This window comes from Paragemmobacter ruber (assembly GCF_009908315.1).
GTDB classification, from domain to species: Bacteria; Pseudomonadota; Alphaproteobacteria; order Rhodobacterales; family Rhodobacteraceae; genus Paragemmobacter; species Paragemmobacter ruber.
In genome coordinates this window covers 624943-648383 of record NZ_JAAATW010000003.1, presented here as the reverse complement: position 1 = coordinate 648383, position 23441 = coordinate 624943, and the positions used below count along the sequence as shown (strand labels likewise).

The 23441-nt window shown below is 66.8% G+C and carries 20 protein-coding genes; 6 read left to right on the top strand and 14 right to left on the bottom strand.

Translation table 11 applies throughout. The features are described from left to right. Positions 1–14 precede the first annotated feature (14 nt). Positions 15–866, bottom strand: a complete 852-nt coding sequence (locus GU920_RS15370; RefSeq protein ID WP_161767944.1) for a LysR family transcriptional regulator — start codon at positions 864–866, stop codon at positions 15–17. 103 nt (positions 867–969) lie between these two features. Between GU920_RS15370 and GU920_RS15365 the strand changes: the two genes are divergently transcribed. The 6 genes from GU920_RS15365 (at position 970) to GU920_RS15340 (ending at position 11217) form a co-directional block, all read left to right on the top strand. Further along, complete coding sequence (locus tag GU920_RS15365) at positions 970–3414, top strand: GcvT family protein (protein WP_161767943.1); 2445 nt, start codon at positions 970–972, stop codon at positions 3412–3414. Between the two features lie 72 nt (positions 3415–3486). Next, positions 3487–5934: a GcvT family protein gene (locus GU920_RS15360; RefSeq protein WP_161767942.1), complete on the top strand. Its 2448-nt coding sequence runs from the start codon at positions 3487–3489 to the stop codon at positions 5932–5934. An 81-nt stretch (positions 5935–6015) separates the two neighbouring features. Next, positions 6016–7611 carry a trimethylamine methyltransferase family protein gene (locus GU920_RS15355; RefSeq protein ID WP_161767941.1) on the top strand — a complete coding sequence of 532 codons (1596 nt, stop codon included), beginning with the start codon at positions 6016–6018 and terminating at the stop codon, positions 7609–7611. Positions 7612–7618: 7 nt separating this feature from the next. Then, positions 7619–9049, top strand: coding sequence for an aldehyde dehydrogenase family protein (locus GU920_RS15350; protein ID WP_161767940.1), 1431 nt, complete (start codon positions 7619–7621; stop codon positions 9047–9049). A gap of 9 nt (positions 9050–9058) precedes the next feature. Continuing rightward, entirely contained in the window at positions 9059–9958 is a 900-nt protein-coding gene (locus tag GU920_RS15345) for an NAD(P)-dependent oxidoreductase (protein WP_161767939.1), read from the top strand. A gap of 143 nt (positions 9959–10101) precedes the next feature. Then, positions 10102–11217: a cystathionine gamma-lyase gene (locus GU920_RS15340; protein WP_161767938.1), complete on the top strand. Its 1116-nt coding sequence runs from the start codon at positions 10102–10104 to the stop codon at positions 11215–11217. A 111-nt stretch (positions 11218–11328) separates the two neighbouring features. Here the strand turns inward: GU920_RS15340 and GU920_RS15335 are convergent, their stop codons facing one another. From GU920_RS15335 to GU920_RS15275, 13 genes are all read right to left on the bottom strand, one after another. Then, positions 11329–12063: an SDR family oxidoreductase gene (locus GU920_RS15335; protein WP_161767937.1), complete on the bottom strand. Its 735-nt coding sequence runs from the start codon at positions 12061–12063 to the stop codon at positions 11329–11331. Positions 12064–12161: 98 nt separating this feature from the next. Continuing rightward, positions 12162–12821 (bottom strand): SDR family NAD(P)-dependent oxidoreductase, encoded by a 660-nt coding sequence (locus GU920_RS15330; RefSeq protein ID WP_161767936.1) that lies wholly within the window; start codon positions 12819–12821, stop codon positions 12162–12164. A gap of 113 nt (positions 12822–12934) precedes the next feature. Next, complete coding sequence (gene purF / locus GU920_RS15325; protein ID WP_161767935.1) at positions 12935–14398, bottom strand: amidophosphoribosyltransferase; 1464 nt, start codon at positions 14396–14398, stop codon at positions 12935–12937. Between the two features lie 117 nt (positions 14399–14515). Beyond that, positions 14516–15109: a CvpA family protein gene (locus GU920_RS15320; protein WP_161767934.1), complete on the bottom strand. Its 594-nt coding sequence runs from the start codon at positions 15107–15109 to the stop codon at positions 14516–14518. Between the two features lie 30 nt (positions 15110–15139). Next, positions 15140–16498 (bottom strand): DNA repair protein RadA, encoded by a 1359-nt coding sequence (gene radA / locus GU920_RS15315; protein ID WP_161767933.1) that lies wholly within the window; start codon positions 16496–16498, stop codon positions 15140–15142. Positions 16499–16530: 32 nt separating this feature from the next. Then, positions 16531–16959, bottom strand: a complete 429-nt coding sequence (locus GU920_RS15310) for a paraquat-inducible protein A (protein WP_161767932.1) — start codon at positions 16957–16959, stop codon at positions 16531–16533. Between the two features lie 54 nt (positions 16960–17013). After that, on the bottom strand, positions 17014–17778 hold the full coding sequence (locus GU920_RS15305; protein ID WP_235933325.1) for a DNA repair protein: 765 nt from the start codon (positions 17776–17778) through the stop codon (positions 17014–17016). Positions 17779–17918: 140 nt separating this feature from the next. Further along, positions 17919–18293, bottom strand: a complete 375-nt coding sequence (locus GU920_RS15300) for a hypothetical protein (RefSeq protein ID WP_161767931.1) — start codon at positions 18291–18293, stop codon at positions 17919–17921. Continuing rightward, positions 18293–19039 (bottom strand): ABC transporter ATP-binding protein, encoded by a 747-nt coding sequence (locus tag GU920_RS15295; RefSeq protein ID WP_161767930.1) that lies wholly within the window; start codon positions 19037–19039, stop codon positions 18293–18295. Before GU920_RS15295 ends, GU920_RS15300 begins: the two co-directional genes overlap by 1 nt. Beyond that, a complete protein-coding gene (locus GU920_RS15290) occupies positions 19036–19821 on the bottom strand; it encodes an MlaE family ABC transporter permease (protein WP_161767929.1) in 786 nt (261 codons plus the stop codon). The genes GU920_RS15295 and GU920_RS15290 overlap by 4 nt, the downstream gene beginning before the upstream one ends. Beyond that, positions 19818–20876: an alanine racemase gene (gene alr / locus GU920_RS15285; protein ID WP_161767928.1), complete on the bottom strand. Its 1059-nt coding sequence runs from the start codon at positions 20874–20876 to the stop codon at positions 19818–19820. The genes GU920_RS15290 and alr overlap by 4 nt, the downstream gene beginning before the upstream one ends. A 259-nt stretch (positions 20877–21135) precedes the next feature. Beyond that, positions 21136–21924 (bottom strand): SDR family oxidoreductase, encoded by a 789-nt coding sequence (locus tag GU920_RS15280; RefSeq protein WP_161767927.1) that lies wholly within the window; start codon positions 21922–21924, stop codon positions 21136–21138. A gap of 10 nt (positions 21925–21934) precedes the next feature. Next, positions 21935–23434, bottom strand: coding sequence for a replicative DNA helicase (locus tag GU920_RS15275; protein ID WP_161767926.1), 1500 nt, complete (start codon positions 23432–23434; stop codon positions 21935–21937). Positions 23435–23441: the final 7 nt, after the last annotated feature.

Genomic DNA, 23441 nt, shown 5'->3' with positions numbered 1-23441 from the left:
GTGACGGTGCGCGGCTAGCGAGAGGACAGGCGGCGCTGCACGATGCGGTGCAGGCGGCGGTGCAGGGGCGTCACGCGGTGGCGCAGATGCGTGGCGGCATAGACGGGCTGCCGCAGGACGGGGGCATCGGCCACCTCGCGGAAGCGGCCTGTGGCCAGCATCTGGGTGGCGGTGCGTTCCAGCACATATCCCGCCCCCCCCATGGCGGTGAGAAGCGAGGCGACAGTGGCGCTTTGGCCGACCGACACGGGGGCAGAGGCGAATTCCGGCGTAAGCTCGCGGTGCATCGCTTCGAACATCGGCGAGAAATGGGCGAAGATGAAGGTTTCGGGGTTCACCCCGGCCCGCCGGTCGGTATCGGTGCTGACCATGCGATAGGTCACATCGCCCAGTTCCGAGAAGTGCAGATCGGGGTGGGGTTTGGGCGAATACATCACGGCGAAGTCGAGGATGCCCGTCAGCACATCGGCACACATCTGGTTGGAATAATCGGGTTCGATGTAGAAGGCCGTATCGGGCAGCGCGCGGCGGAAATCGGCGATCCATTCGCCGATATGCTGGGCGGCAAGGTCGTTCTGGATGCCAAGTCGGACAAGATGGGCGGCGCGGTCGGGGACCTGAATCCTCCGCCGCGCCTCGTGCCATTCGTGGCGGAGCGCGCGCGCATGGGGTTCGAAGCGGGCGCCTTCGGTGGTCAGGTCGGTGCCGGCGCGGGAGCGGGTGAAGAGTTTCGCGCCGAGCGCCTGTTCCAGCGCGGCAATGCGGGCGGAAACGGTGGATTGGGTGAGGCCCAGCCGTTCCGCCGTGCGGTTGAAGCTGCGGGTGTCGCAGAGGTCGAGGAAGGTTTCGAGATGGTCGATCTGCATGGCGGGCCCTGATCGGATTTTCCGATCAATAGGCGCGTCTGCGCCGAATTGAAAGGGGAGGCTGTCGCTGTCATCCTTCCGCGCGACAGGACCGGAGGATGTGATGGCGGATTTTCCCACGAGCGCGCGGGTGGTGATCATTGGCGGGGGCGCGGTGGGGGCGTCGTCGCTCTATCACCTCGCCAAGGCGGGGTGGACGGATTGCGTCCTTCTGGAGAAGAACGAGCTGACCGCTGGCAGCACATGGCATGCGGCGGGGAATGTGCCGACCTTTTCCAGCAGCTGGTCGATCATGAACATGCAGCGCTATTCGGCGCAGTTGTATCGCGGTCTGGGCGAGGCCGTGGATTACCCGATGAACTACCATGTGACCGGATCGGTGCGGCTGGGGCATAGCCGCGAGCGGTTGCAGGAATTCAAGCGCGTGGTGGGGATGGGGCGGTATCAGGGGATGGACCTTGATATCCTTGGCCCCGATGAGATCCGGTCGCGCTATCCTTTTCTTGAGACGCATGATCTGCAAGGCGCGCTGTATGACCCTTACGATGGCGACATTGACCCGGCGCAACTGACGCAGGCCTTGGCCAAGGGCGCGCGACAGATGGGGGCGCGGATCGAGCGGTTCTGCCCCGCGACGGGGGTGCGGCGGGAAGGCGACGAATGGGTGGTGGAGACGCCCAAGGGCGAGATCCGCTGCGAGATCGTGGTGAACGCGGCTGGTTACTACGCCCGCGAGGTGGCCAAGATGTTCGGCCGCGACCTGCCGATGATGGTGATGAGCCATCAGTATCTGCTGTTCGACACGATCCCCGAACTGGAAAGCTGGTCGAAGGGGGTGGGGCACAAGCTGCCGCTCTTGCGGGATGTGGATTCGTCTTACTACCTGCGGCAGGAGAAATATGGCTTCAATCTGGGGCCGTATGAGAACCCCTGCCGCGCGCATTGGGCCAGCCCTGATGATCCGATGCCGGAGGATTTTTCCTTCCAGCTTTTCCCCGACGATCTGGAGCGGCTGGAATGGCATATCAATGACGCCATGGCGCGGGTGCCGCTGCTGGCGCAGGCGAACCTGACCAAGGTGATCAACGGGCCGATCCCCTATACCCCGGACGGAAACCCGTTGATCGGGCCTATGCCCGGCGTGCCCAATGCCTTTGAGGCCTGCGTCTTCACCTTTGGCATCTGTCAGGCGGGGGGCGCGGGCAAGGTGCTGGCGGAATGGGTGACGGAGGGGGCGACGGAATGGGACATGTGGTCTTGCGATCCGCGCCGGTTCACCGGGTTCGAGGACCCGCAATATTGCGTCGAAAAGGGGATGGAGGTGTACGGGCATGAATATGCCATCCATTTCCCGCATCACGTCTGGCCGGTGGGGCGGGGCAAGAAGCTGTCTGCCGTGCATGACCGGACGGCGGCGCTGGGGGCGCAGTTCGGCCCCTATAACGGCTGGGAGCGGGCGCTGTGGTATGCGCGTGCGGGCGATGATGTGAGCGAGGACGCCCAGCGGACATGGGAGCGGGAAGGGCCGTGGTTCGGCGCGGTGCGCGAGGAATGTCTGGCCGTGCGCGATGCCTGCGGCATCCTCGATCTGCCGGGGTTCAGCCGGTATCGGGTGACGGGGGCCGGGACGGTGGATTGGCTGTCGGCGCAGATCACGGGCAAGGTGCCGGGGGTGGGGCGGCTGGGTCTGGCCTATTTCGCCGATGAGAAGGGGCGGATCGTCACCGAGATGTCGGTCGCGCGGATCGCGGAGGAGGAGGTGCTGCTGATCACGGCGGCCACCGCGCAGCTGCATGACAAGGAGTGGCTCTTGTCCACGCTGCCCGCCCATTTGACGCTGGTGGATGAGACGGAAGCCTGGTCCACGCAGATCCTGACGGGACCCAAGGCGCGCGAGGTGCTGGTGGCGGCGGGGGCGGAGGCGGACCTTGCCAAGGGCTGGCTGACCTTCCAGACGGCGCGGATCGCGGGGGCGGAGGTCTGGCTGTTCCGGGTGAGCTTTGCGGGCGAGCTGGGGTGGGAGATCCATTCCCGCGTGGCGGATACGCCTGCGGTCTTTGATGCCGTGATGGCCGCGGGGCGGCCGCTGGGGCTGCGCCCCTTCGGGATGTTCGCGCTGAACAGCTTGCGGGTGGAGAAGGGGTATCGGGCGTGGAAGGGTGATCTTTCCACCGACTACACCGTGCTGCAGGGCGGGCTGGAGCGGTTCGTCGATTGGACCAAGCCCGATTTCCGGGGCAAGGCCGCGCTGGAGGCGGAAAGGCAGCGGGGGGTGACGAAGCGGTTTGTCACGCTGACCGTGGAGGCGGGGGAGTGTGACCCGCCCTACATGAGCACGCTCTGGCAGGGCGGGCAGGTCGTGGGCGAGACGACGAGCGGCTATTTCGGCCATCGGGTGGGAAAGGTGGTGGCGCTGGGGATGCTGCGGGCGGATCTGGCGGTGCCGGGGACGGCGGTCGAGGTGGAGATTTTCGGGGAGCGCCACAGGGCCGTGGTCTGCGAGGACGCGCCGCTGTGGGATGCGAAGAACGAGCGGTTGCGCGCGTGATTTCGGACGGGACCGGGGGTTTCACACCCCCGGACCCCCGTGGGATATTTGGAAAACGGGGAATAGAGGATCATGGCAGCGATACCGGCGACTGCGCGGGCGGTGGTGATCGGGGGCGGCGTGTCGGGCTGTTCGGTGGCCTATCACCTGGCCAAGGCCGGGTGGAGCGATGTGGTGCTGCTGGAGCGCAAGCAGTTGACCAGCGGGACGACGTGGCATGCGGCGGGGCTGATCGGGCAGTTGCGCGGGTCGGCGAACATGACGCGGCTCGCGAAGTATTCGGCTGATCTTTACGTGAAGCTGGAGGCGGAGACGGGGGTGGCGACGGGGATGCGGCAGGTGGGCAGCATCTCGGTCGCGCTGACCGAGCATCGGCGCGAGGAATTGTTGCGGCAGGCGACGGTGGCGCGCATCTTCGGGGTGGATGTGGCCGAGATTTCGCCCACGCAAGTGAAGGAGATGTATCCGGATCTGAACGTGTCGGATGTGGTGGGGGCGGTGCATCTGCCGCTGGACGGGCAGTGTGATCCGGCCAACATCGCGATGGCGCTGGCCAAGGGCGCGCGGATGCGGGGCGCGCAAATTTTCGAGCATACCAAGGTGACAGGGGTGCGTCAGGCGGGCGGCCGCGTGACCGGGGTGGAGTATGTGGGCGCGGATGGGGAGCCGGGGTTCATCGCCGCCGATGTGGTGGTGAATTGCGGCGGCATGTGGGGGCGCGATCTGGCGGCGCAATCCGGCGTGACGCTGCCGCTGCATGCCTGCGAGCATTTCTACCTGATCACGGAACCCGTGGAGGGCCTCGGCCATCTGCCGGTGCTGCGGGTGCCGGATGAATGCGCCTATTACAAATCCGATGCGGGCAAGATGATGATCGGGGCCTTTGAACCCAAGGCGAAGCCCTGGGGGATGGGGGGGATCCGCGAGGATTTCATGTTCGACACGCTGCCCGAGGATTGGGATCATTTCATGCCGATCCTTGAGCAGGCGATGAACCGGATGCCGCTGTTCCAGACATCCGGGATTCATACGTTCTTCAACGGGCCCGAAAGTTTCACGCCGGATGACCGCTATTATCTGGGCGAGGCACCCGAACTGCGGGGGTATTGGATCGCGGCGGGGTATAATTCCGTGGGTATCGCGGGGTCGGGTGGCGCAGGGATGGCGCTGGCCGCGTGGATCACGGAAGGGGAGCCGCCTTTTGACCTGTGGGAGGTGGATATCCGCCGGGCGCAGCCGTTCCAGCGGAACCGGGCTTACCTCAAGGAGCGGGTGAGCGAAACGCTGGGCCTGCTTTATGCCGATCACTTCCCGTTCCGGCAGGTGGAGACGAGCCGGGGTGTGCGTCGGACGCCGTTGCATGAGCATCTGAAGGCGCGCGGTGCCGTGTTCGGGGAGGTTGCCGGGTGGGAGCGGGCGAATTGGTTCGCGCGTCCGGGGCAGGAGCGGGAGTATCGGTACGACTGGAAGGGGCAGAACTGGTTTGAGAACCAGAAGGCCGAGCATATGGCCGTGCGCGAGGGGGTCGGGTTCTTTGACATGACGTCCTTCGGGAAGATCCGGGTGGAGGGGCGGGATGCGGCGGCCTTTCTGAACCGGGTCTGTTCGGCGGAGGTGGATGTGGCGCCGGGGCGCATCGTCTATACGATGTTCCTGAACGACCGGGGCGGGATCGAGGCCGATCTGACGGTGACGCGGCTGTCGGAGACGGCCTATCTGCTGGTGGTGCCGGGCGCGACCTTGCAGCGCAATCTGGCGCATCTGCGGCGCTGTCTTGGGGAGGAGTTCGTCACCATCACCGACATGACGGCGGCGGAGTCGGTGCTGTGCATCATGGGACCCAAGGCGCGCGATCTGATGGCGGCGGTGTCGCCGGACGATTTCTCCAACGCCGCGCATCCCTTCGGGATGGCGCGCGAGGTGGAGGTGGGCATGGGGTTGGCCCGCGCGCATCGGGTGACTTACGTGGGCGAGCTGGGGTGGGAGCTGTATGTCAGTTCCGACCAGACCGCGCATGTCTTCGAAGCGCTGGAGGCGGCGGGCGCGGGGTTGGGCTTCACGCTCTGCGGTATCCACACGCTGGATTCTTGCCGGATCGAGAAGGCTTATCGCCATTGGGGCCATGACATCACCGACGAGGATCATGTGCTGGAGGCGGGACTGGGCTTCGCCGTGTCGAAGAAGAAGGCAGGGTTCATGGGGCGCGAGGCGGTGCTGCGGAAGGCGGAGGCGGGGCTGTCGCGCCGGATGGTGCAGTTCCGGATGGAGGACCCAGAGGTCATGCTGTTCCACAATGAGGCGATCGTGCGGGATGGGCGGATCGTGGGGCCGGTGACGAGCGGGAATTACGGGCATTTCCTCGGCGGTGCGGTGGGCATGGGCTATGTGCCCTGCGCGGGCGAGAGCGAGGAAGAGGTGCTGGCGTCGGCCTATGAGATCGAGGTGGCGGGGGTGCGGCACCCGGCCGTGGCGTCGCTGGTGCCGATGTACGATCCGAAATCGGAGCGGGTGCGCGGGTGATCGGCTGCGGGACCGGGGGACTTTGCGCCCCCCGGACCCCCCGCAGGATATTTGGACAACGGGGAATGACGGGAGCGGGTCATGGCTGAGGCTGTTGAAGGCGTGGATGCGGGCGCGGTGGGCGAGGTCTGTGAACCGGCGCGCGCGCGGGGGCGGTCTGGGGGCAGGGCTGGGGGCCGCTCGGCGCGGGTGGCGCTGCGGGCGGCGCCGCTGGCCGATGATGTTCGGCCCGTGCGCGGGGGCATGCCGGGGGGGCAGTACAAGCCGCTGACGGAGGCCGGGATGGCGAAGATCCATGCCTCGGCGCTGGAGGCGCTGGAGGTGATCGGGCTGTCACAGGCGCCGAAATCGGGGGTGGAGATCATGACCGCCGCCGGGGCCATCCAAGGCGATGACGGGCGGCTGCGGTTCCCCCGCGCGCTGGTGGAGGACATGCTGGCGGTGGCGGCGCGGGACATCACGCTTTATGCGCGCGATCCCAAGCATGACCTGCATCTGACCGGGACGAATGTGCATTTCGGCACGGCAGGGGCGGCGGTGCATATCGTGGACCCGATCACGCTGGACTATCGCGATTCCACCGCGCAGGACCTTTATGACGGGGCGCGGCTGGTGGATAACCTCGACAACATCCATTTCTACCAGCGCACGATGGTCTGCCGCGATGTGGTGGACAATCGCGAGATGGACCTGAACACGCTTTATGCCTGCCTTGCGGGCACGCGGAAGCATGTGGGGACATCCTTCAGCGATCCGTCGCATGTCGCCGATTGTTTTGAGATGCTCTACATGGTGGCGGGCGGCGAGGAGAAATGGGTGGAGCGGCCATTTGTCAGCAATTCCAACTGTTTCGTCGTGCCGCCGATGAAGTTTGCGGAAGAATCCTGCATCACGATGGAGGATTGCATTCGGCGGGGGATGCCCATGCTGCTGCTGAGCGCGGGGCAGGCGGGGGCGACGGCGCCTGCGCCCATCGCGCTGGCCATCGTGCAGGCGGTGGCGGAATGTCTGGCGGGCGTCGTCTATGTGAACGCGATCAAGAAGGGGGCGCCCGCGATTTTCGGGACCTGGCCCTTCGTTTCGGACCTGCGGACAGGGGCGATGAGCGGGGGGTCTGCGGAGCAGGCGCTGCTGACCGCGGGTTGCGCGCAGATGCACCGTTTCTATGGGCTGCCCGGTGGGGCGGCATCGGGGATTTCGGACAGCAAGCTGCCCGACATGCAGGCCGGGTGGGAGCAGGGGATCACCAATGCGCTGGCGGGTCTGGCGGGGCTGAACATGTGCTATGAGGCGGTGGGGATGCATGCCTCGCTGCTGGGGTTCTGTCTGGAGTCCTTGGTGCTGGGCGATGACTTGCTGGGGCAGGCGATGCGGCTGGTGCGGGGGATCGACGTGACGGAGGACAGTACCTCGATCGAGGCGATGAAGGAGGTCTGTCTGGGCGGGCCGGGGCATTACCTGGGGTCGGACCAGACGCTGGGCCTGATGCAGACGGAATATGTCTATCCCAAGGTGGGCAACCGCATGAGCCCGAAGGAATGGAACGAGGCGGGGAAACCCTTGTTGCTGGACACCGCAATCCGGCGCAAGAATGACATCCTGTCCAAGGCGGGCTGCGTGGTCGATCCCCAGATTGATGCCGCGATCCGCGCGCGGTTCAACATCTATTTCCGGTGAGGGAACAATGACCTACGCGAATCTTTCTAAGTTCTACATCAACGGGGAATGGGTGGCGCCCTTGGGTGGCACCACGATGGGGGTGGAGAATCCGGCGACCGAGGAGATCGTGGCGCAGGTGGCGCTGGGGACCGTGGCCGATGCCGACCGGGCGATCCTTGCGGCACGGGCGGCCTTTGACGGCTTTACCGCCTGGAAGGCGGCGGACCGGATCGCGCTTCTGGAGGCGATCCTGGCCGAGTACAACAAGCGCTATGAGGATTTCGCGGTTGCCATGAGCACCGAGATGGGCGCGCCGATGGCCTGGGCGCGCGAGGCGCAGGCCTGGGCGGGGCAGGTGCATCTGGAGGCCACGATCAAGGCGGCGAAGGAATTCCACTGGGAAGAGATGCGGGGCGAGACGCTGCTGGTGCGCGAAGGCATCGGGGTTTGCGCGCTGATCACGCCGTGGAACTGGCCGATGAACCAGATCGCCTGCAAGGTGGGGCCTGCGATTGCGGCGGGCTGTACCATGGTGCTGAAGCCGTCGGAGATCGCGCCCTTGTCGGGGATCCTGTTCGCCGAGGTCTGCCATGCGGCGGGGGTGCCGGCGGGAGTGTTCAATCTGGTGAACGGGACCGGGCCGGAGGTCGGCGCGCGGATGTCTTCGCACCCTGAGGTGGATATGGTGTCCTTTACCGGGTCCACCCGGGCGGGGACGGCGGTGGCGGCGGCGGCGGCGCCCACGGTGAAGCGGGTGGCGCAGGAACTGGGCGGGAAATCGGCCAACATCATCCTGCCAACGGCCGATCTGGCAGCGGCGGTGAAGGGGGGCGTCGAGGGCTGTTTTGGCAATACGGGGCAATCCTGCGATGCGCCGACGCGTATGTTCGTGCCCGCAGGCCGGATGGACGAGGCGCTGGCCGTCGCCAAGGAGGCGGCGGAGGCCGTGGTCGTGGGCGATCCCAAGGATGCCGCGGTGACGATGGGGCCGCTGGTTTCCAAGCTGCAATTCGACAAGGTGCAGGCGCTGATCCAGAAGGGGATCGACGAGGGCGCGACGCTGGTCACCGGCGGTGTGGGCCGTCCGGTGGGCGTGAACCGGGGCTGGTTCGTGCGGCCCACGGTCTTTGGCCATGTCACCAATGACATGACCATCGCGCGGGAGGAAATCTTTGGCCCCGTCCTTTCGGTGATCGGCTATGACACGGTGGATGACGCCGTGGCGATGGCCAATGACACGGTCTACGGCCTTGCCGCCTATGTGCAGGGGCCGACGCCGGAAGCAGTGGCCGTGGCGCGGCGGCTGCGGGCGGGGCAGATCAGCCTGAACTACCCGGCCTGGGATACCTTCGCGCCCTTTGGCGGCTACAAGCAATCGGGCAACGGGCGGGAATATGCGGATTGGGGCATCCATGACTTCTGCGAGGTCAAGGCCATCGTGGGGCATGGGGCGTAAGGAACGGGCATGAAATATGGTTATGTCGGCCTCGGCAACCTCGGGGGGCATCTGGCGGCCAGCCTGATCCGCGCGGGGCATGAGGTGACGGTCTATGACCGCGATCCGGCGCTGGCGGAACGGCACCGGGCGATGGGGGCGCGCGTGGCCGAAAGCCCGGCAGCCTTGGCGGCGGAGGTGGATGACGTCTTCACCTGCCTGCCGTCGCCTGCCGTGTCGGAGGCGGTGCTGGCGCAGCTTCTCACCACGATGAAGCCGGGCGCGACCTGGATCGAAAACTCGACACTTGGCCGGGATGACATCCTGCGTCTGGCAGGGCTTGCGCGCACGGGGGGCGTGCGGCTGCTGGAGGCCCCCGTCACCGGGGGCGTGCATCTGGCGGCTCGGGGCGAGATCACGGTGCTGGTGGGGGGCGATGCGGACCTGTTCGCGCTGCACAAACCCGCGCTGGAGGCGATTGGCAACCGCATCTTCCACATGGGCCCCTTGGGCAGTGCGGCGGTGATCAAGGTGATCACCAACATGCTGGCCTTCATCCATCTGGTCGCGGATGGCGAGGCGTTGATGCTGGCCAAGCGGGGGGGGCTTGACCTCAAGACCGCGTGGGAGGCGATCGCGGCCTCGTCGGGTACGTCCTTCGTGCATGAGACGGAGGGGCAGCTGATCCTGAACGGCAGCTATGACATCGCGTTTTCGATGGATCTGGCGTTGAAGGATCTGGGCTTTGCCATGGGCTTCGGCCGCGAGTTCGGGGTGCCGCTGGACCTTGCCTCGCTGACCAACCAGACCTTCATGAAGGGCAAGGCCGTCTATGGCGGGTCCGCGCAATCGACGCAGATCGTGAAGCTGCTGGAGGATGCGCTGGGCACCGATCTGCGGGCGGACGGGTTTCCGGCACGGCTGGAATGAGCCGGTCATCGTCTGTCTGACACGATCCCCGGGAAGGGGCGGGAGGGCAGGTCGCCCTCCCGCGCCTGTGGCGCCGGGCGACGGTGCGGGGTTGCATCCGCCCCTGCGCCGGGGGAAGGATCACCGTAAAGGAGACCCGACCCATGACCATCCGCAATGACGACGACCGCCGCTTCGCCGATCTGCTGCACCACCGCAGCGCAAGGCTGGAACAGGGGGATCCCATCACCCCGCCCTTGGTCAGCGCGGCCACCTACCATCTGCCGCGGGCGGATGTGGGGGGATATGTCTATGGTCGGACGACGATGCCCACCTGGGATGAGGTGGAGGCGCAGATGGCAGTGCTGGAAGGCGCGCCTTGCGTGAGCTTTCCGTCGGGGATGGCGGCCATCTCGGCCGCGCTGATGGCGGCGGTGGTGCCGGGGCGGCGGGTGGTGCTGCCGTCGGACGGGTATTACACCGTGCGGCTCTTTGCGGAGCAGTTCCTGAAGGGCTTCGGGGTGCCGGTCGATTATGTGCCGACGCTCGCGATGGGGCAGGCCGATTTCACCGGCGCAGGCATCGTCTATCTGGAAACGCCGTCCAATCCGGGGCTTGAGGTCTGCGACATCGCCGCCGTGGCGGCGCGGGCCCATGCGGCGGGGGCTGTGGTGATCGTGGACAACACGACGATGACCGCCGTGCTGCAGCGGCCCCTCGACCTTGGCGCCGATCTGGTGGTGGCGGCGGATACCAAGGCGCCGGGGGGGCATTCGGATGTGCTGTTCGGCCATGTCGCGGGCCGGGATGCGGCCGTGATGGCGCGGGTGCGCGACTGGCGCAAGCTGTCGGGCGCGGTGCCGGGATCGTTCGAGGCGTGGCTTGTCCATCGCGGGATGGAGACGCTGGAACTGCGCCTGTCGCGCATGTGTGCCAGCGCGCAGGTGGTGGCCGAGCGGCTGGCCGCCCATCCCAAGGTGCGCGCGGTGCGCTATCCGGGCCTGCCCGACGATCCGTCGCACGCGGTGACGGTCCGGCAGGCGCGGGGCTTCGGCTTTCTGATCGGGATGACGCTGGACAGTGCCGATCAGGCCGAGGCCTTTCTGGCGGCCTGCCCCTATCTGGCGCGGGCCACATCCTTTGGTGCCACCCATTCGGCAGGCGAGCGGCGCGCGCGCTGGGGCGATGCGGTGCCGGAAGGATTCATCCGCCTGTCCATTGGGGTGGAACCGGTCGAGGCGCTGTGGGACGGGATCGCAGAGGCGTTGGCGGTGGTGTGAAAATTCTTCGGAGAAGAATTTTCGGAGGGCGAATTTTCTCCGAAAATTCGGCGCCTGCAGAGCAGGCGCTTTGCCAAGATTTTTCATGAAAAATCTTGGCCTTCGGTATGTTCAGATATTCGTCCAGCCGCCGTCGATGCTGATGGCCTGACCCGACAGGAAGGCCGCCTCGTCCGAGGCGAGGTAGACGGCAAGATGCGCGATCTCTTCCGGCTGGCCGATGCGGCCCATCGGCTGGCGCGCGATGAAGGCCGCGCGGGCGGCCTCGTAATCGCCTTGCGCGCGCATCCGCGCCTCCAGCGAGGGGGATTCCACCGTGGCGGGGCAGATCGCATTGCAGCGGATGCCGCGCGTCACGTAGTCGGCAGCGATGGATTTTGTCATGCCGATGACGGCGGCCTTGGTCGCGCCGTAGACAAAGCGGTTGGGCGCGGCGATGATGGAGGACGCGACCGAGGCGATGTTGACGATGGACCCACCCCCCTGTTCCAGCATGCCCGGCAGGAAGGCGCGGGTGACGCGGTAGGGCGCCTTGACGTTCAGCTCGAACGAGAAGTCGAAATCCTTCTCTTCGCAGTCGAGGAGGGTGCCGTGATGGACGAAGCCTGCACAGTTGAACAGGATGTCCACCGGGCCGGTGTCACGGGCGATGGCGGCCACGGCTGCGGCATCAGTGACGTCGAGACGGTGCGCCTCGATCCCCTCGTCGCGCAGGGCGTCCACGGCCTTGCTGTTGATGTCGGTGGCGATGACGCGCGCCCCTTCGGCGCGGAAGGCGCGCACGGTGGCAAGGCCGATGCCTGCGCCCGAGGCGGTACAAAAGGCTGTCTTGCCGGCAAGGCGCATCGCTGGTTCCCCCCTGATCGCGTTCCGCGGCAGTCAAGCGGATGCGCGCTGCGGGGGCAAGCGCAAACTGACATGTTAGTGGCGCCCGCGCGGGCGGATCAGAGCAGCCCGATCAGGCGGGCGGCTTCATCCCGCGGATCGGCGAGGTGGCTGCGGTCCTCGCCGGGATGGAAACGGGCGCGGGTGGCGGTGGGCATCGGCGCGGGTTCTGCGATCAGGACGCGCGGGCCGTGCTTGGCGGCCTCAAGCGCCCAGGCGCGGGCAAGCGTGATCTGCGCGGCCTTGGTTGCGCCATAGGCGGCGTGAAACTTCGCGGCCCCTTTCGGATCATCGAAGAAGAGGGCGGTGCCCTGCGGGGCGGCGCGGAGGAGCGGGTCGATCATCGGGATCAGCAGGCCCGTGGCGCGGGCGTTGATGGCGATGGACTTGTCCCAGTCCTTGGCGTCGACGCTGGCGGCGGGGGCGAGCGGGGCGGCATGAATGGCCGTATGCGCCCAGAGATCGACATGGCCCCAGCGATCATGGACGCTTCTGCACAGGTGGCGCATGGCATCGTCATTCGTGATGTCCATGGGCGCAAGCGTCAGGCCGCCTGCGCCGGGAAGGCCTGCGGATTTCACGCGATCATCCAGTTCCTCCAGCGCGCCCACGGTGCGGGCGACGGCGACGACATGCCAGCCACGCAGGGCAAGCTGTTCTGCCAAAGCCGCGCCGAGGCCGCGCGAGGCGCCGGTGACGAGGGCGATCTTCTGGGTCATGCGTCAGGCTCCGTGGCTGGCCGGGCGTGGGTATTTTATCCAAGGTAAAGGGGCAAGGGCGCGCGCGCCCCGGAGCGGGGGCGGTTCCTTGCGCCTTGCGGGACGCGGGGGGCTTATTCGGCGGCCTTCATCTGGAAGCCTTCCTCGATCTTGTCCGAGGGGGCAACGGGGTAGTCCCCGGAGAAGCAGGCATCGCAATAGCGCGGGCTGGCAGGATCGCGGCCTGCCGCTTCGCCAGCGGCGCGGTAGAGACCGTCGAGCGAGATGAATTTCAGGCTGTCCACGCCGATCCAGTCGCGCATCTCATCCTCGGACATGGTGGCGGCGAGGAGTTTTGAGCGTTCGGGCGTATCGACGCCATAGAAGCAGGGCCAGGCGGTGGGTGGCGAGGCGATGCGGAAATGCACTTCGGCGGCGCCGGCGTCGAGGATCATGTCCTTGATCTTGCGGCTGGTGGTGCCGCGGACCACCGAGTCGTCCACGAGGATCACCCGCTTTCCCTTGATCAGCGCGCGGTTGACGTTGAGTTTCAGCCGCACGCCCATGTTGCGGATCTGTTCGGTCGGTTCGATGAAGGTGCGGCCCATGTACTGGTTGCGCGTGATGCCGAGGCCGAAGGGGATGCCGGATTCGGCTGCAAAGCCGATGGCGGCAGGGGTGCCGGAGTCGGGCACGGGGCAGACGAGATCGGCCTCCACCGGCGCCTCACGCGCCAGTTCCACGCCGATCTGGCGGCGGGTTTCATAGACCGAGCGGCCGCCGAGGATCGAATCGGGGCGCGAGAAGTAGACATGTTCGAAGATGCAGAAGCGGGATTTGGCCGGTGCGAAGGGCCGGAAGGTTTCGACCTTGCCGTTTTCGATGACCACCATTTCGCCCGGCTCGATCTCGCGCACGAAATCGGCGCCGATGATGTCAAGCCCGCAGGTTTCCGATGACAGCGCCCAACCGTGATCGGCGATGCGGCCGAGGACGAGGGGGCGGACGCCCAAGGGATCGCGCACGCCGATGAGTTTGGTGCGCGTCATGGCCACGACGGAGAAGGCGCCTTCGACCCGGCGCAGCGCATCCTTGATGCGTTCGGGGATGTTCTTCTGGATCGACCGCGCCATCAGGTGGATGATGCATTCGCTGTCGGACGAAGACTGGAAGATCGAGCCGCGTTCGATCAGTTCGCGGCGCAGGGCGGCGGCATTGGTGAGGTTGCCGTTATGCGCGATGGCGGCGCCGCCCATGGAAAACTCGCCGAAGAAAGGCTGCACGTCGCGGATGGCGGTCGCGCCTTTGGAGCCTGCGGTGGAATAGCGGACATGGCCGATGGACAATTCACCCGGCAGGGTGTCCATCACCTCGGCCTTGGTGAAGTTGTCGCGCACATAGCCGAAGCGGCGGGCGGAGTTGAAACCGTGTTCGGGGTGGTAGGCGACGATGCCGCCCGCCTCTTGCCCGCGATGCTGGAGCGCGTGCAGGCCGAGGGCCACGAAATTCGCCGCGTCGGCCACGCCGATCACGCCGAATACGCCGCATTCCTCCTTCAATTTGTCATCATCGAAGGGATGGGCGAGGAAGGGGCGCATGGGGCCTCCGAATCCGGGGATGGGTTGCCGCATGATCTAGTGCTTTGTCATGCCGCTGTCACGCCCCCTTTGCCGCGCCGCGGCGGTGCGGGGGTGCACAGATCGGCAGGGCGCGGATCAGCCAGAGGTGGTGGGGGCTGTCTCGGCCGGGGCGGCCTCGCCCACGCAGACCTGGGTCAGGTCATTGTAGCGGGCGACGATCCAGCCGGGCGCGTCAGAGGGCATCTGCGCGTCGATGTTTTCCTGGAAGGAGGCGAAGACGCGGGCGGAGCGGCTTTCATCCACCATCGGGATCGACTCGGCGGCGATGGCGCGATCATAGACGAGGAAGGCCACCGCGACGAGGAGGACGCCGCGCACCACCCCGAAGAGAAAGCCCAGACCCTGATCCAGACCACCCAGCGCGGTGCGGTGGATGGCCGAAGACAGCAGCGGCGTGAAGAGCGAGGCCACGATCAGGGCGGCGGCGAAGACCACGGCGAAGGCCGCGATGATGGACAATTCGCAGCTGTCGCCGAGAAATTCACCCACCACGGGCAATTCGCGGACAAGGGGCTGCACCGGCGCGGCGAAGAGGAAGGCCACGACAGCGGCCCCGAGCCAGCCGACGATGGCCATGGCTTCGCGCACAAAGCCACGGCTATAGGCGAGGATCGCCGAGAGCACGATGACGCCGGCGACGACCGCGTCGATCAGGGTGAAACCTTCCATTTGCCGTCCTGCTCCTGTCCTGCCGGGGCGTCAACCTGCCCCGAACATCTCGCCCACGAAGGCCGTGAGGTCGGGCATCTGACGCACCCGCATCCCCGCATCCGCCCCGAGTTTGGAGCGGTCCGGCGCAATCGCCTGTGAGAAACCAAGTTTCGAGGCTTCTTTCAACCTGTTTTCGGTCTGCCCGACGGGGCGGAGGGCGCCAGAGAGGGATATTTCGCCGAAAAGCACCATGTCGGGGGGGAGGGCCACGTCTTCGCGCGCCGACAGCAGGGCGGCGGCAACGGCGAGATCGGCGGCGGGTTCGGCGACGCGCATCCCGCCCGCGACGTTGAGAAAGACGTCAAGGCCCGCGAAGGGGATGCCGCAGCGCGCCTCGAGCACCGCGAGGATGGTGGAGAGGCGGCCGCTGTCGAGGCCCACGACGGTGCGGCGGGGTGTGCCGAGGTTCGAGGGCGCGACGAGGGCCTGGATTTCGGTCAGGACGGGGCGCGTGCCTTCGATCCCGGCAAAGACGGCGGAGCCGGGGGTGGTTTGCCCGCGATCCGACAGGAAGAGGGCCGAGGGGTTGGTGACCTGGGCGAGGCCGTCGCCCGTCATCTCGAACACGCCGATTTCGTCGGCGGGACCAAAGCGGTTTTTCACCGCGCGCAGGATGCGGAACTGGTGGCCGCGTTCGCCTTCGAAATAGAGGACGGTATCGACCATGTGTTCCACCACGCGGGGGCCGGCGATCTGGCCTTCCTTTGTGACGTGGCCGACGAGGATGATGGCCACGCCGCGCCGTTTGGCGAAGGTGACAAGTTCATGCGCGGCGGCGCGGACCTGGCTGACGGAGCCGGGGGCAGCTTCGACCGTGTCGAGCCACATGGTCTGGATCGAATCGATGATGGCAAGCTGGGGGCGTTCGGCATCGAGCGTGGTCAGGATGTCGCGCAGCGCGGTTTCGGCGCCAAGCGCCACGGGGGCATCCGAAAGGCCCAGACGCTGGGCGCGCATGCGGACCTGTGCCGAGGCCTCTTCGCCGGAGATGTAGAGGCATTTGAGGCCGCGCCGGGCGAAGCTTGCGGTGGCTTGCAGAAGAAGGGTGGATTTCCCGATGCCGGGATCGCCGCCCACGAGGATGGCCGAGGCGGGGACGAGGCCGCCGCCGAGGACGCGGTCAAGTTCATCCATGCCGGAGGCCGCGCGGGGGGGCGGGGCCTCTTCGGTGGCGAGGTCGGTGAGGGGGATGGTCTTCCCCTTGGCGCCCAGCGATTTGGGGCCGGTGGAGAGGGGGGCCTCTTCCACGATGGTGTTCCACGCCCCGCAGGCATCGCATTTGCCCGCCCATTTGCGGTGGACGGCCCCGCAGGCGGTGCAGGTGAAGGCGGGGGGGGCTTTGCTCATGCCCCCTCTGGTAGCGGTTGGGGGCGGGGGGTTCAAGCGCGGTGACGGTGCGAGAGGATCAGGGAAAGGCCCACGCAGGCCGTGAAAAGCCACAGGCCCCAGGCTGTTTCGACCTTGGCAAGGCCGGTGCTTTTGGCCAGCACGATGTAGAGCGCGATGAGGAAGACATCGGCCATGGCCAGCCGGCCCATCAGGCGCAGGGCGGGAAGGGCGCGGGGGGAGAGGAGGCCAAAGTCGATGAGCGCCACGCCGATCACCTTTGCGTAAGGGGCAAAGAGGGCGAGGAAGCTGACCAGCAGGGCCAATGCGGGATCGGCATCCCAGAGCGTTTGCAGGCCGGTGACGACCGAGATTTCCGCCATCCCGAGCAGCGGCAAAAGGCCCGCGCGCAGGAGCGGCGCGAACCACGCGATGGGGAAAAGCACCAGAAGCGACAGGTTCAGAAGGACGGGCGCGCGCATGGGCGCATTGGGCGCCATGCGCCGGTGCGGTGCAAGCCCCTGCGTGGGCGCGGCTCAGGCCGGTTTGGGCAATTGCACCACGGTCGCGTCGCGGGGATCATCAGCCTCGAGCGCGTAGCCAAGCTGGGGCAGGATCTCGCGCAGGTCGGCCTCCAGCCGCTTGATCTGCTGTTCGGCCTGACGTTCCTCGGCCTCGATATCGGTGAGCCAGCGGCGCAGTTCATCAGTCGTCTGGCGGGCCAGCATGATGCGGTCGGTCAGCGCCTGCACCTCTTCCTGGCGCTGTTGCAGGAAGGCGCGGGCGCGGGTGACGCGGGCATCGGAATAGGTGCGGGCGAGGTCGCGGGTCGTAAAGCTCATCTCGGCGGCGAGTTGCAGCAATTCGGGTTCCAGATGCGCAAGGTCGGGATGCTGGCGCAGGTGGGCGAGCCGGGCGCGGATGGCTTCGAATTCGCCGGACAGGGCAAAGACCCCGGCGCGATCGGCGGCATGGGCGATGCGATAGGCCTGCGCCACGTCTTCCAGACCCATGGCGAAGTTGCGGTGGCTGCGTTCCAGCCGGGCCATGCGGGCATTGGCAGGCAGAAAGAGGCACAGGAGGAGGAGGAGCGCGGTCAGGCCAAGCTGCGCCCACATGCCGGCATCGGGCAGGGCCGTCTGGCCAAAGGAAAGTATGAGCGCGGGCCAGGGCAGGTGGCCCAAGGCCGCGGTGGCGCTGAGCGTGACGAGGGCGAGCGCGAGGATCACCAAGAGGCCATGGGCAGCGGATTGCAGCGCGCGCAGGGCCATGCGCAGGTTGCCGGAAAGGACGGGGGACATCGGGCGTACTCACACACTCTTTACCACGTTGCACAGGCAAGCGCAGGCGCACCAGATTCGGCAAATGGTTTTGCGCGCGGCGGGGATGGACTGGGACAGTGCGCGGGGGCGGTGGGTGATCGTTTCGATAAGCGAAACAATCAGGCGCGGAAAAGCACCACGATGGCGCAGACGGGCAGCACCCAGAGAAGCGTGCCCACGATCCAGTGCCCCCAAATCGGCGCGGGCCATTCGCCCAGCACATGCCGCCCCCAGGCCCAGACGAGCCAGAGCCAGCAGAGGATGGAGAAGACGAGGCTGATCTGCTGCGCCTCGGGGAGTGCGGGCTGCCAAGGGGCCACGAGCCACAGGCAGAAGGCGCAGGCGAACAGGGCCAGCGCGCCCGCGCCTTCGACGCGCTGGCGCCATCCGGCAAGGGCGGCCACGGCGATGGTGGCGGGGACGGCGGCGACAAGGCCGCGGATCAGGCCGGAGGCGGAGAGGGTGGCAAGCGCCTGTTCCGCGACCGCCTCCATCAGCGCACCGCGGCGATGGGGCCAGTGGCCCGACCGTGGATGAATTGCTGGACGTAGGGATCGGTGGTGGTGTCGAGATCGGCAATGGGGCCGGTCCACTGGATCAGGCCGTCATGTAGCATGGCGACGCGGTCGGCGATGGCGCGTACGGAGGACATGTCATGGGTGATGGTCATGGCGGTGGCGCCCATCTCTGTCACGATCTCGCGGATCAGGTCATTGATGACGCCGGCCATGATCGGGTCAAGCCCGGTGGTGGGTTCGTCGAAGAAGATGATTTCAGGGCTTGCCGCGATGGCGCGGGCGAGGCCCACCCTCTTTTGCATCCCGCCCGAAAGTTCGGCGGGGAAGAGGTCGGCTGTTTCGGGTTTCAGGCCCACGCGGCGGAGTTTTTCGATGGCGATGTCGCGTGCCTCGGCCTTTGGGCGTTTGGTGGGGCCGCGCATCAGGCGGAAGGCCACGTTTTCCCAGACGCGGAGGCTGTCGAAGAGGGCGCCGCCCTGGAAGAGCATCCCGAAGCGGGCGAGGAAGGCATCGCGGTCGGCTGTGGTGACATCCTGCCCGTCCAGCGTGATGGTGCCCGTGTCGTGCTGGACGAGGCCGAGGATGCATTTGAGCAGCACGGATTTCCCGGTGCCGGAGCCGCCGATGATGACCATGCTCTGGCCTGACGGGATGGTCAGGTCCACCCCGCGCAGGACGCGGTTCTTGCCGAAGGTCTTGGTGACGCCGGAGAGGGTGATCATGCGGAGAAGAACAGTTCGGTGAGGATGTAGTTGGCGGCAAGGATCAGGACGGAGGCCCCCACCACGGCGGATTTGGTGGCAGTCCCTACGCCTTGCGCGCCGCGCCCCGAATTCATGCCGTGATAGCAGCCCATCAGCGCCACGATGAAGCCGAAGGCGGCGCCTTTCCAGATGCCCGACACCACGTCCCAGGTTTCCAGAAAATCAACCGTGTTCTGCAGGTAAGTGGTGGAGTTGAAGCCAAGGCGGTTGACCCCCACCAGCCAGCCGCCCGCGATGCCGATGGCATCGCCCACGGCGACGAGGACGGGAACGGCCAGCGTGGCGGCCAACACGCGCGGCACGGCGAGGTATTTGATCGGGTTGGTGGAGAGGGTCACCAGCGCGTCGATCTGTTCGGTGACCTTCATCGTGCCGATCTCCGCCGCGATGGAGGAGGCGACGCGGGCGGCAACCATCAGGCCGCCCAGGACCGGGCCAAGCTCGCGCACCATGCCGATGGCGACGATGGAGGGAACCACGGCCTCTGCGTTGAAGCGCGCGCCGCCGGAGTAGATTTGCAGGGCCAGTGCGCCGCCGGTGAAGACAGCGGTCAGGCCCACGACGGGCAGCGAGAACCAGCCGATCTGCATCAGCGCGTGGAAAAATTCGCGCGGGTAGAAGGGCGGGCGGAAGATATGGCCGATCACGCTGGCGGCAAAAAGGGCCACGCGCCCGATGGCGGCGAGTGCTGCCAGCACGGGCCGCCCGATTGCGGCAAGGGGCGCGGTGAGCGCGGTCACGCCTGCCCCCCCTGACGGGTGACGTAGCGGCGGGCGTAGCGGGGGCCGAGCGAGGTGAGTATTTCATACCCGATCGTGCCAGCGATCGCGGCGAGGTCATCGACACCCTGATGCGGACCGAGGATGTCGAGGCTGCGCGGCACCTCGGCCAGATGGCCGATATCGGCGGTGATGAGGTCCATCGAGACGCGGCCGATCAGCGGGACGGGCGTGTCGCCATCCCAGAGATGGACCTTGTTCGACAGGGTCCGGGGCAGGCCATCGGCATAGCCCGCTGACAGGGTGGCGACGGTGGTGGGGCGGTCGGCGGTCCAGCTGTTGGCGTAGCCCACGGTTTCGCCCTGCGCCACCGCGCGGGTCTGGATGACGGGAAGCGAGAGGGTGACGGCGGGGTGGGCCTGCGCGAAGGGCTGGCCGCCGTAAAGGCCCACGCCGGGGCGGGTGAGATCGAAATGGTAGTCGGGGCCGAGAAGGATGCCACCCGTGGCGGCAAAGCTGCGCGGGATGCCAAGGCCATCGGTCATGCGGTGGAACTGCGCCAGTTGGCCTTGGTTCATCGGGTGGTCGGGTTCATCGGCGCAGGCGAGGTGGGACATCAGGAATTCCGGCCCCGCCTTCAGCACGATGGGCGCGATGGCGCGCCATTCGGGTTCTTCCAGACCCAGACGGTTCATGCCCGTGTCAAGCTGGATGCCGAAGGGATGGCCGGGCAGGGATTCGAGGTGGCGGGTGACCTGCTGGACCGAATTCAGCATCGGGGTGAGGTCGAGATCGTGGATCATCTCGGTATCGCCCGCCATATGGCCGCCAAGGATGCCGATCTGCGGGCCGGGGCCGAGGATCTGGCGCAATCTTGCGCCTTCCTCAGCGACGGCGGTGAAGAAGCGCCGCGCGCCCGCGCGGGCCAGCGCCGGGGCGACACGGTCGATCCCGAGGCCGTAGGCATCGGCCTTGACGACGGCGGCGGTCTGGGTGCCGGGGGCGGAGTGGCGATCCAGCGCGCGCCAATTGGCGGCGATGGCGTCGAGGTCGATGGTGAGGAGTGCTGTGGCCATGGTCCGCGCGTTTTCGGCAGGGGCGGGTGCGGGGTCAAGGGAATTCTGGTGGCGGGGGGCATCGGGTGGCGGAGGCGTGATCTTGCGGCGTGATCTTGGGGAGCGGCTCGCGCCGCGTGCCTTTCCTGTCGCCTGCGCGCTGCCGCGCTGCGGCTCCGCTGTCAGGGGACGTTCCGTCCCCTCTGTCCGTGCGCTGCGCGCCCGGCCATTCACCCCTTGAGGGTATTTTTCGCCAAGATGAAGGCGGGTGGCATCCGGATCAGTCGCGCAGGCCCGCCATGGCGCGGTCGAGATGGACATAGCCGCCATCGACAAAGAGCCATTGGCCGGTGGTATGGCCTGCGCGGGGCGAGAGGGTGAAGACGACCGTGTCGGCCATTTCGCTATCGAGCGTCATGCGTTGCCCAAGGGGGATGCGGCGCGTGATCTCGGCCAGTTTTTCGGCGCGGTTGGGAAAGGTGTCGAGCCAGGCGTCATACATGGGGGTGAGGACCTCGGCCGGGATGACGGCGTTGACGCGCACGCCATGGGGGGCAAAGGCGGCGGCCCATTCGCGGGTGAGGCCCAGTTGCGCGGCCTTGGCGGCGACGTAAGCCGAGGTGGAGCCCTGGCCTGTGACGCCGGTCTTGGAGGAGATGTTAACGATGGCGCCCTTTTGCGCCTTGAGGTCGTCCTGCAGGAGATGGGCGAGGGTGTAGTAATGGATCAGGTTCTGGTCGAGCGAGGCGCGGAAGGCGGCAGGGCCTGCGTCGAGACCCACCCCGTCATTCGTGCCTGCATTGTTTACAAGGCCATAGACCTGCCCCCAGCGGGCGTGGACATCATCCACGGCGCGGGTGATCTGGTCGTCTTGCGACAGATCCACCTGCACGAAGCCCGATTTCGGCTGAAGCGCGGCCAATTCGGCCATGAAGGCCGGATCGGGCGCGCGGCGGGCGAGGATGACGGGGATGGCGCCTTCTGCGGTGAGGCGGCGGCTGATCGCGCCGCCGATGCCTTGGCCGCCGCCCGTGACGATGACGACCTTGTCGGTCAGCAGCAGGTCCATGATGCCCCCCTCAATATCCGCCGCCGTCGCCCTGCCAGGGCTGGGCGAGGTTGCCGAAGCGGGTGAAGCGGCCTTCGAAGCTAAGCTCCACCGTGCCGATGGGGCCGTGGCGCTGTTTGCCGATGATCACCTCGGCCTTGCCATGGACGCGGTTCATCTTGTCGAACCATTCGGCGAAGCGCGGATCATCCTCCGGCGGCTTGAGGCGTTCGTGGTAGTATTCGTCGCGATAGACGAACATGACGACGTCGGCATCCTGTTCGATGGAGCCGGATTCGCGCAGGTCAGACAGTTGCGGGCGCTTGTCGTCGCGGGATTCGACCGTCCGGCTGAGCTGGGACAGGGCCACGACGGGGATGTTGAGTTCCTTGGCGATGGCCTTGAGACCTTGGGTGATTTCCGAGACTTCCTGCACGCGGTTCGTCTCGCCCCGGCCGGTGCCTTTGAGCAGCTGGAGATAGTCCACCATCAGCACGTCAAGGCCATGGGTGCGTTTCAGGCGGCGGGCGCGGGCGGCGACTTGGCTGATGGGCAGGGCGGGCGTGTCGTCGATATAGAGCGGGCAGGATTCGAGGGATTTGGCCGCGTCGACGAAGCGGCGGAATTCCTCTTCGGTCATGTCGCCGCGGCGGATCTGTTCGGAGGGCACTTCGGACGCCTCGGACAGGATCCGGGCGGCGAGTTGTTCGCTGCTCATCTCAAGCGAGAAGAAGCCCACGACGCCGCCATCCACCGCGCCTTCGCTGCCATCCTGGGTGCGGCCCCGGCGATAGGCCTTGGCGATGTTGAAGGCGATGTTGGTGGCGAGCGAGGTCTTGCCCATCGAGGGGCGGCCCGCGAGGATGAGAAGGTCAGAGGGGTGCAGACCGCCCAGCTTGCGGTCGAGATCGACGAGACCGGTGGAAATGCCGGCAAGGCCACCGCCGCGCTGATAGGCGGCATTGGCGGAATTCACCGCCTCGGTCGTGGCGCGCAGGAAGGAGACGAAGCCGCGCTGGGCGGTGCCCTGTTCGCCGAGCTTGTAGAGGTGCTGTTCAGCCTCGGTGATCTGTTCGCGGGGCTCGGATGTGACATCGACCTTGGCGGCCTTGGCGGCGATGTCGCGGCCAAGCGAGATGAGTTCGCGGCGGACGGCGAGATCGTAGATCATCTGGGCATAGTCGCGGGCGGCGAAGGCCGAGATCGCGGCCCCGGCGAGGCGGACGAGATAGGCGGGGCCGCCGAGTTCCTTCAGCCCGTCATCATCCTCGAAAAAAGGTTTGAGGGTGACAGGGGAGGCAAGCGCGTTCTTCTGGATGCGGGCGGCGCATTTGTCGAAGATGCGCTGATGGACCGGATCGAAGAAATGGTCGGCCTTCACAAGGCTGGAGATGCGGTCGAACACATCGTTGTTCGTGAGGATCGCGCCAAGCAGTTGCTGTTCGGCCTCGATGTTGTGCGGCAGCGCCTCGGGTTCCGGGGCGGGGGCGACGCTGGGCAGGTTGGGGCGGAGGGTCGCGATTTCGGTCATGTCTGCC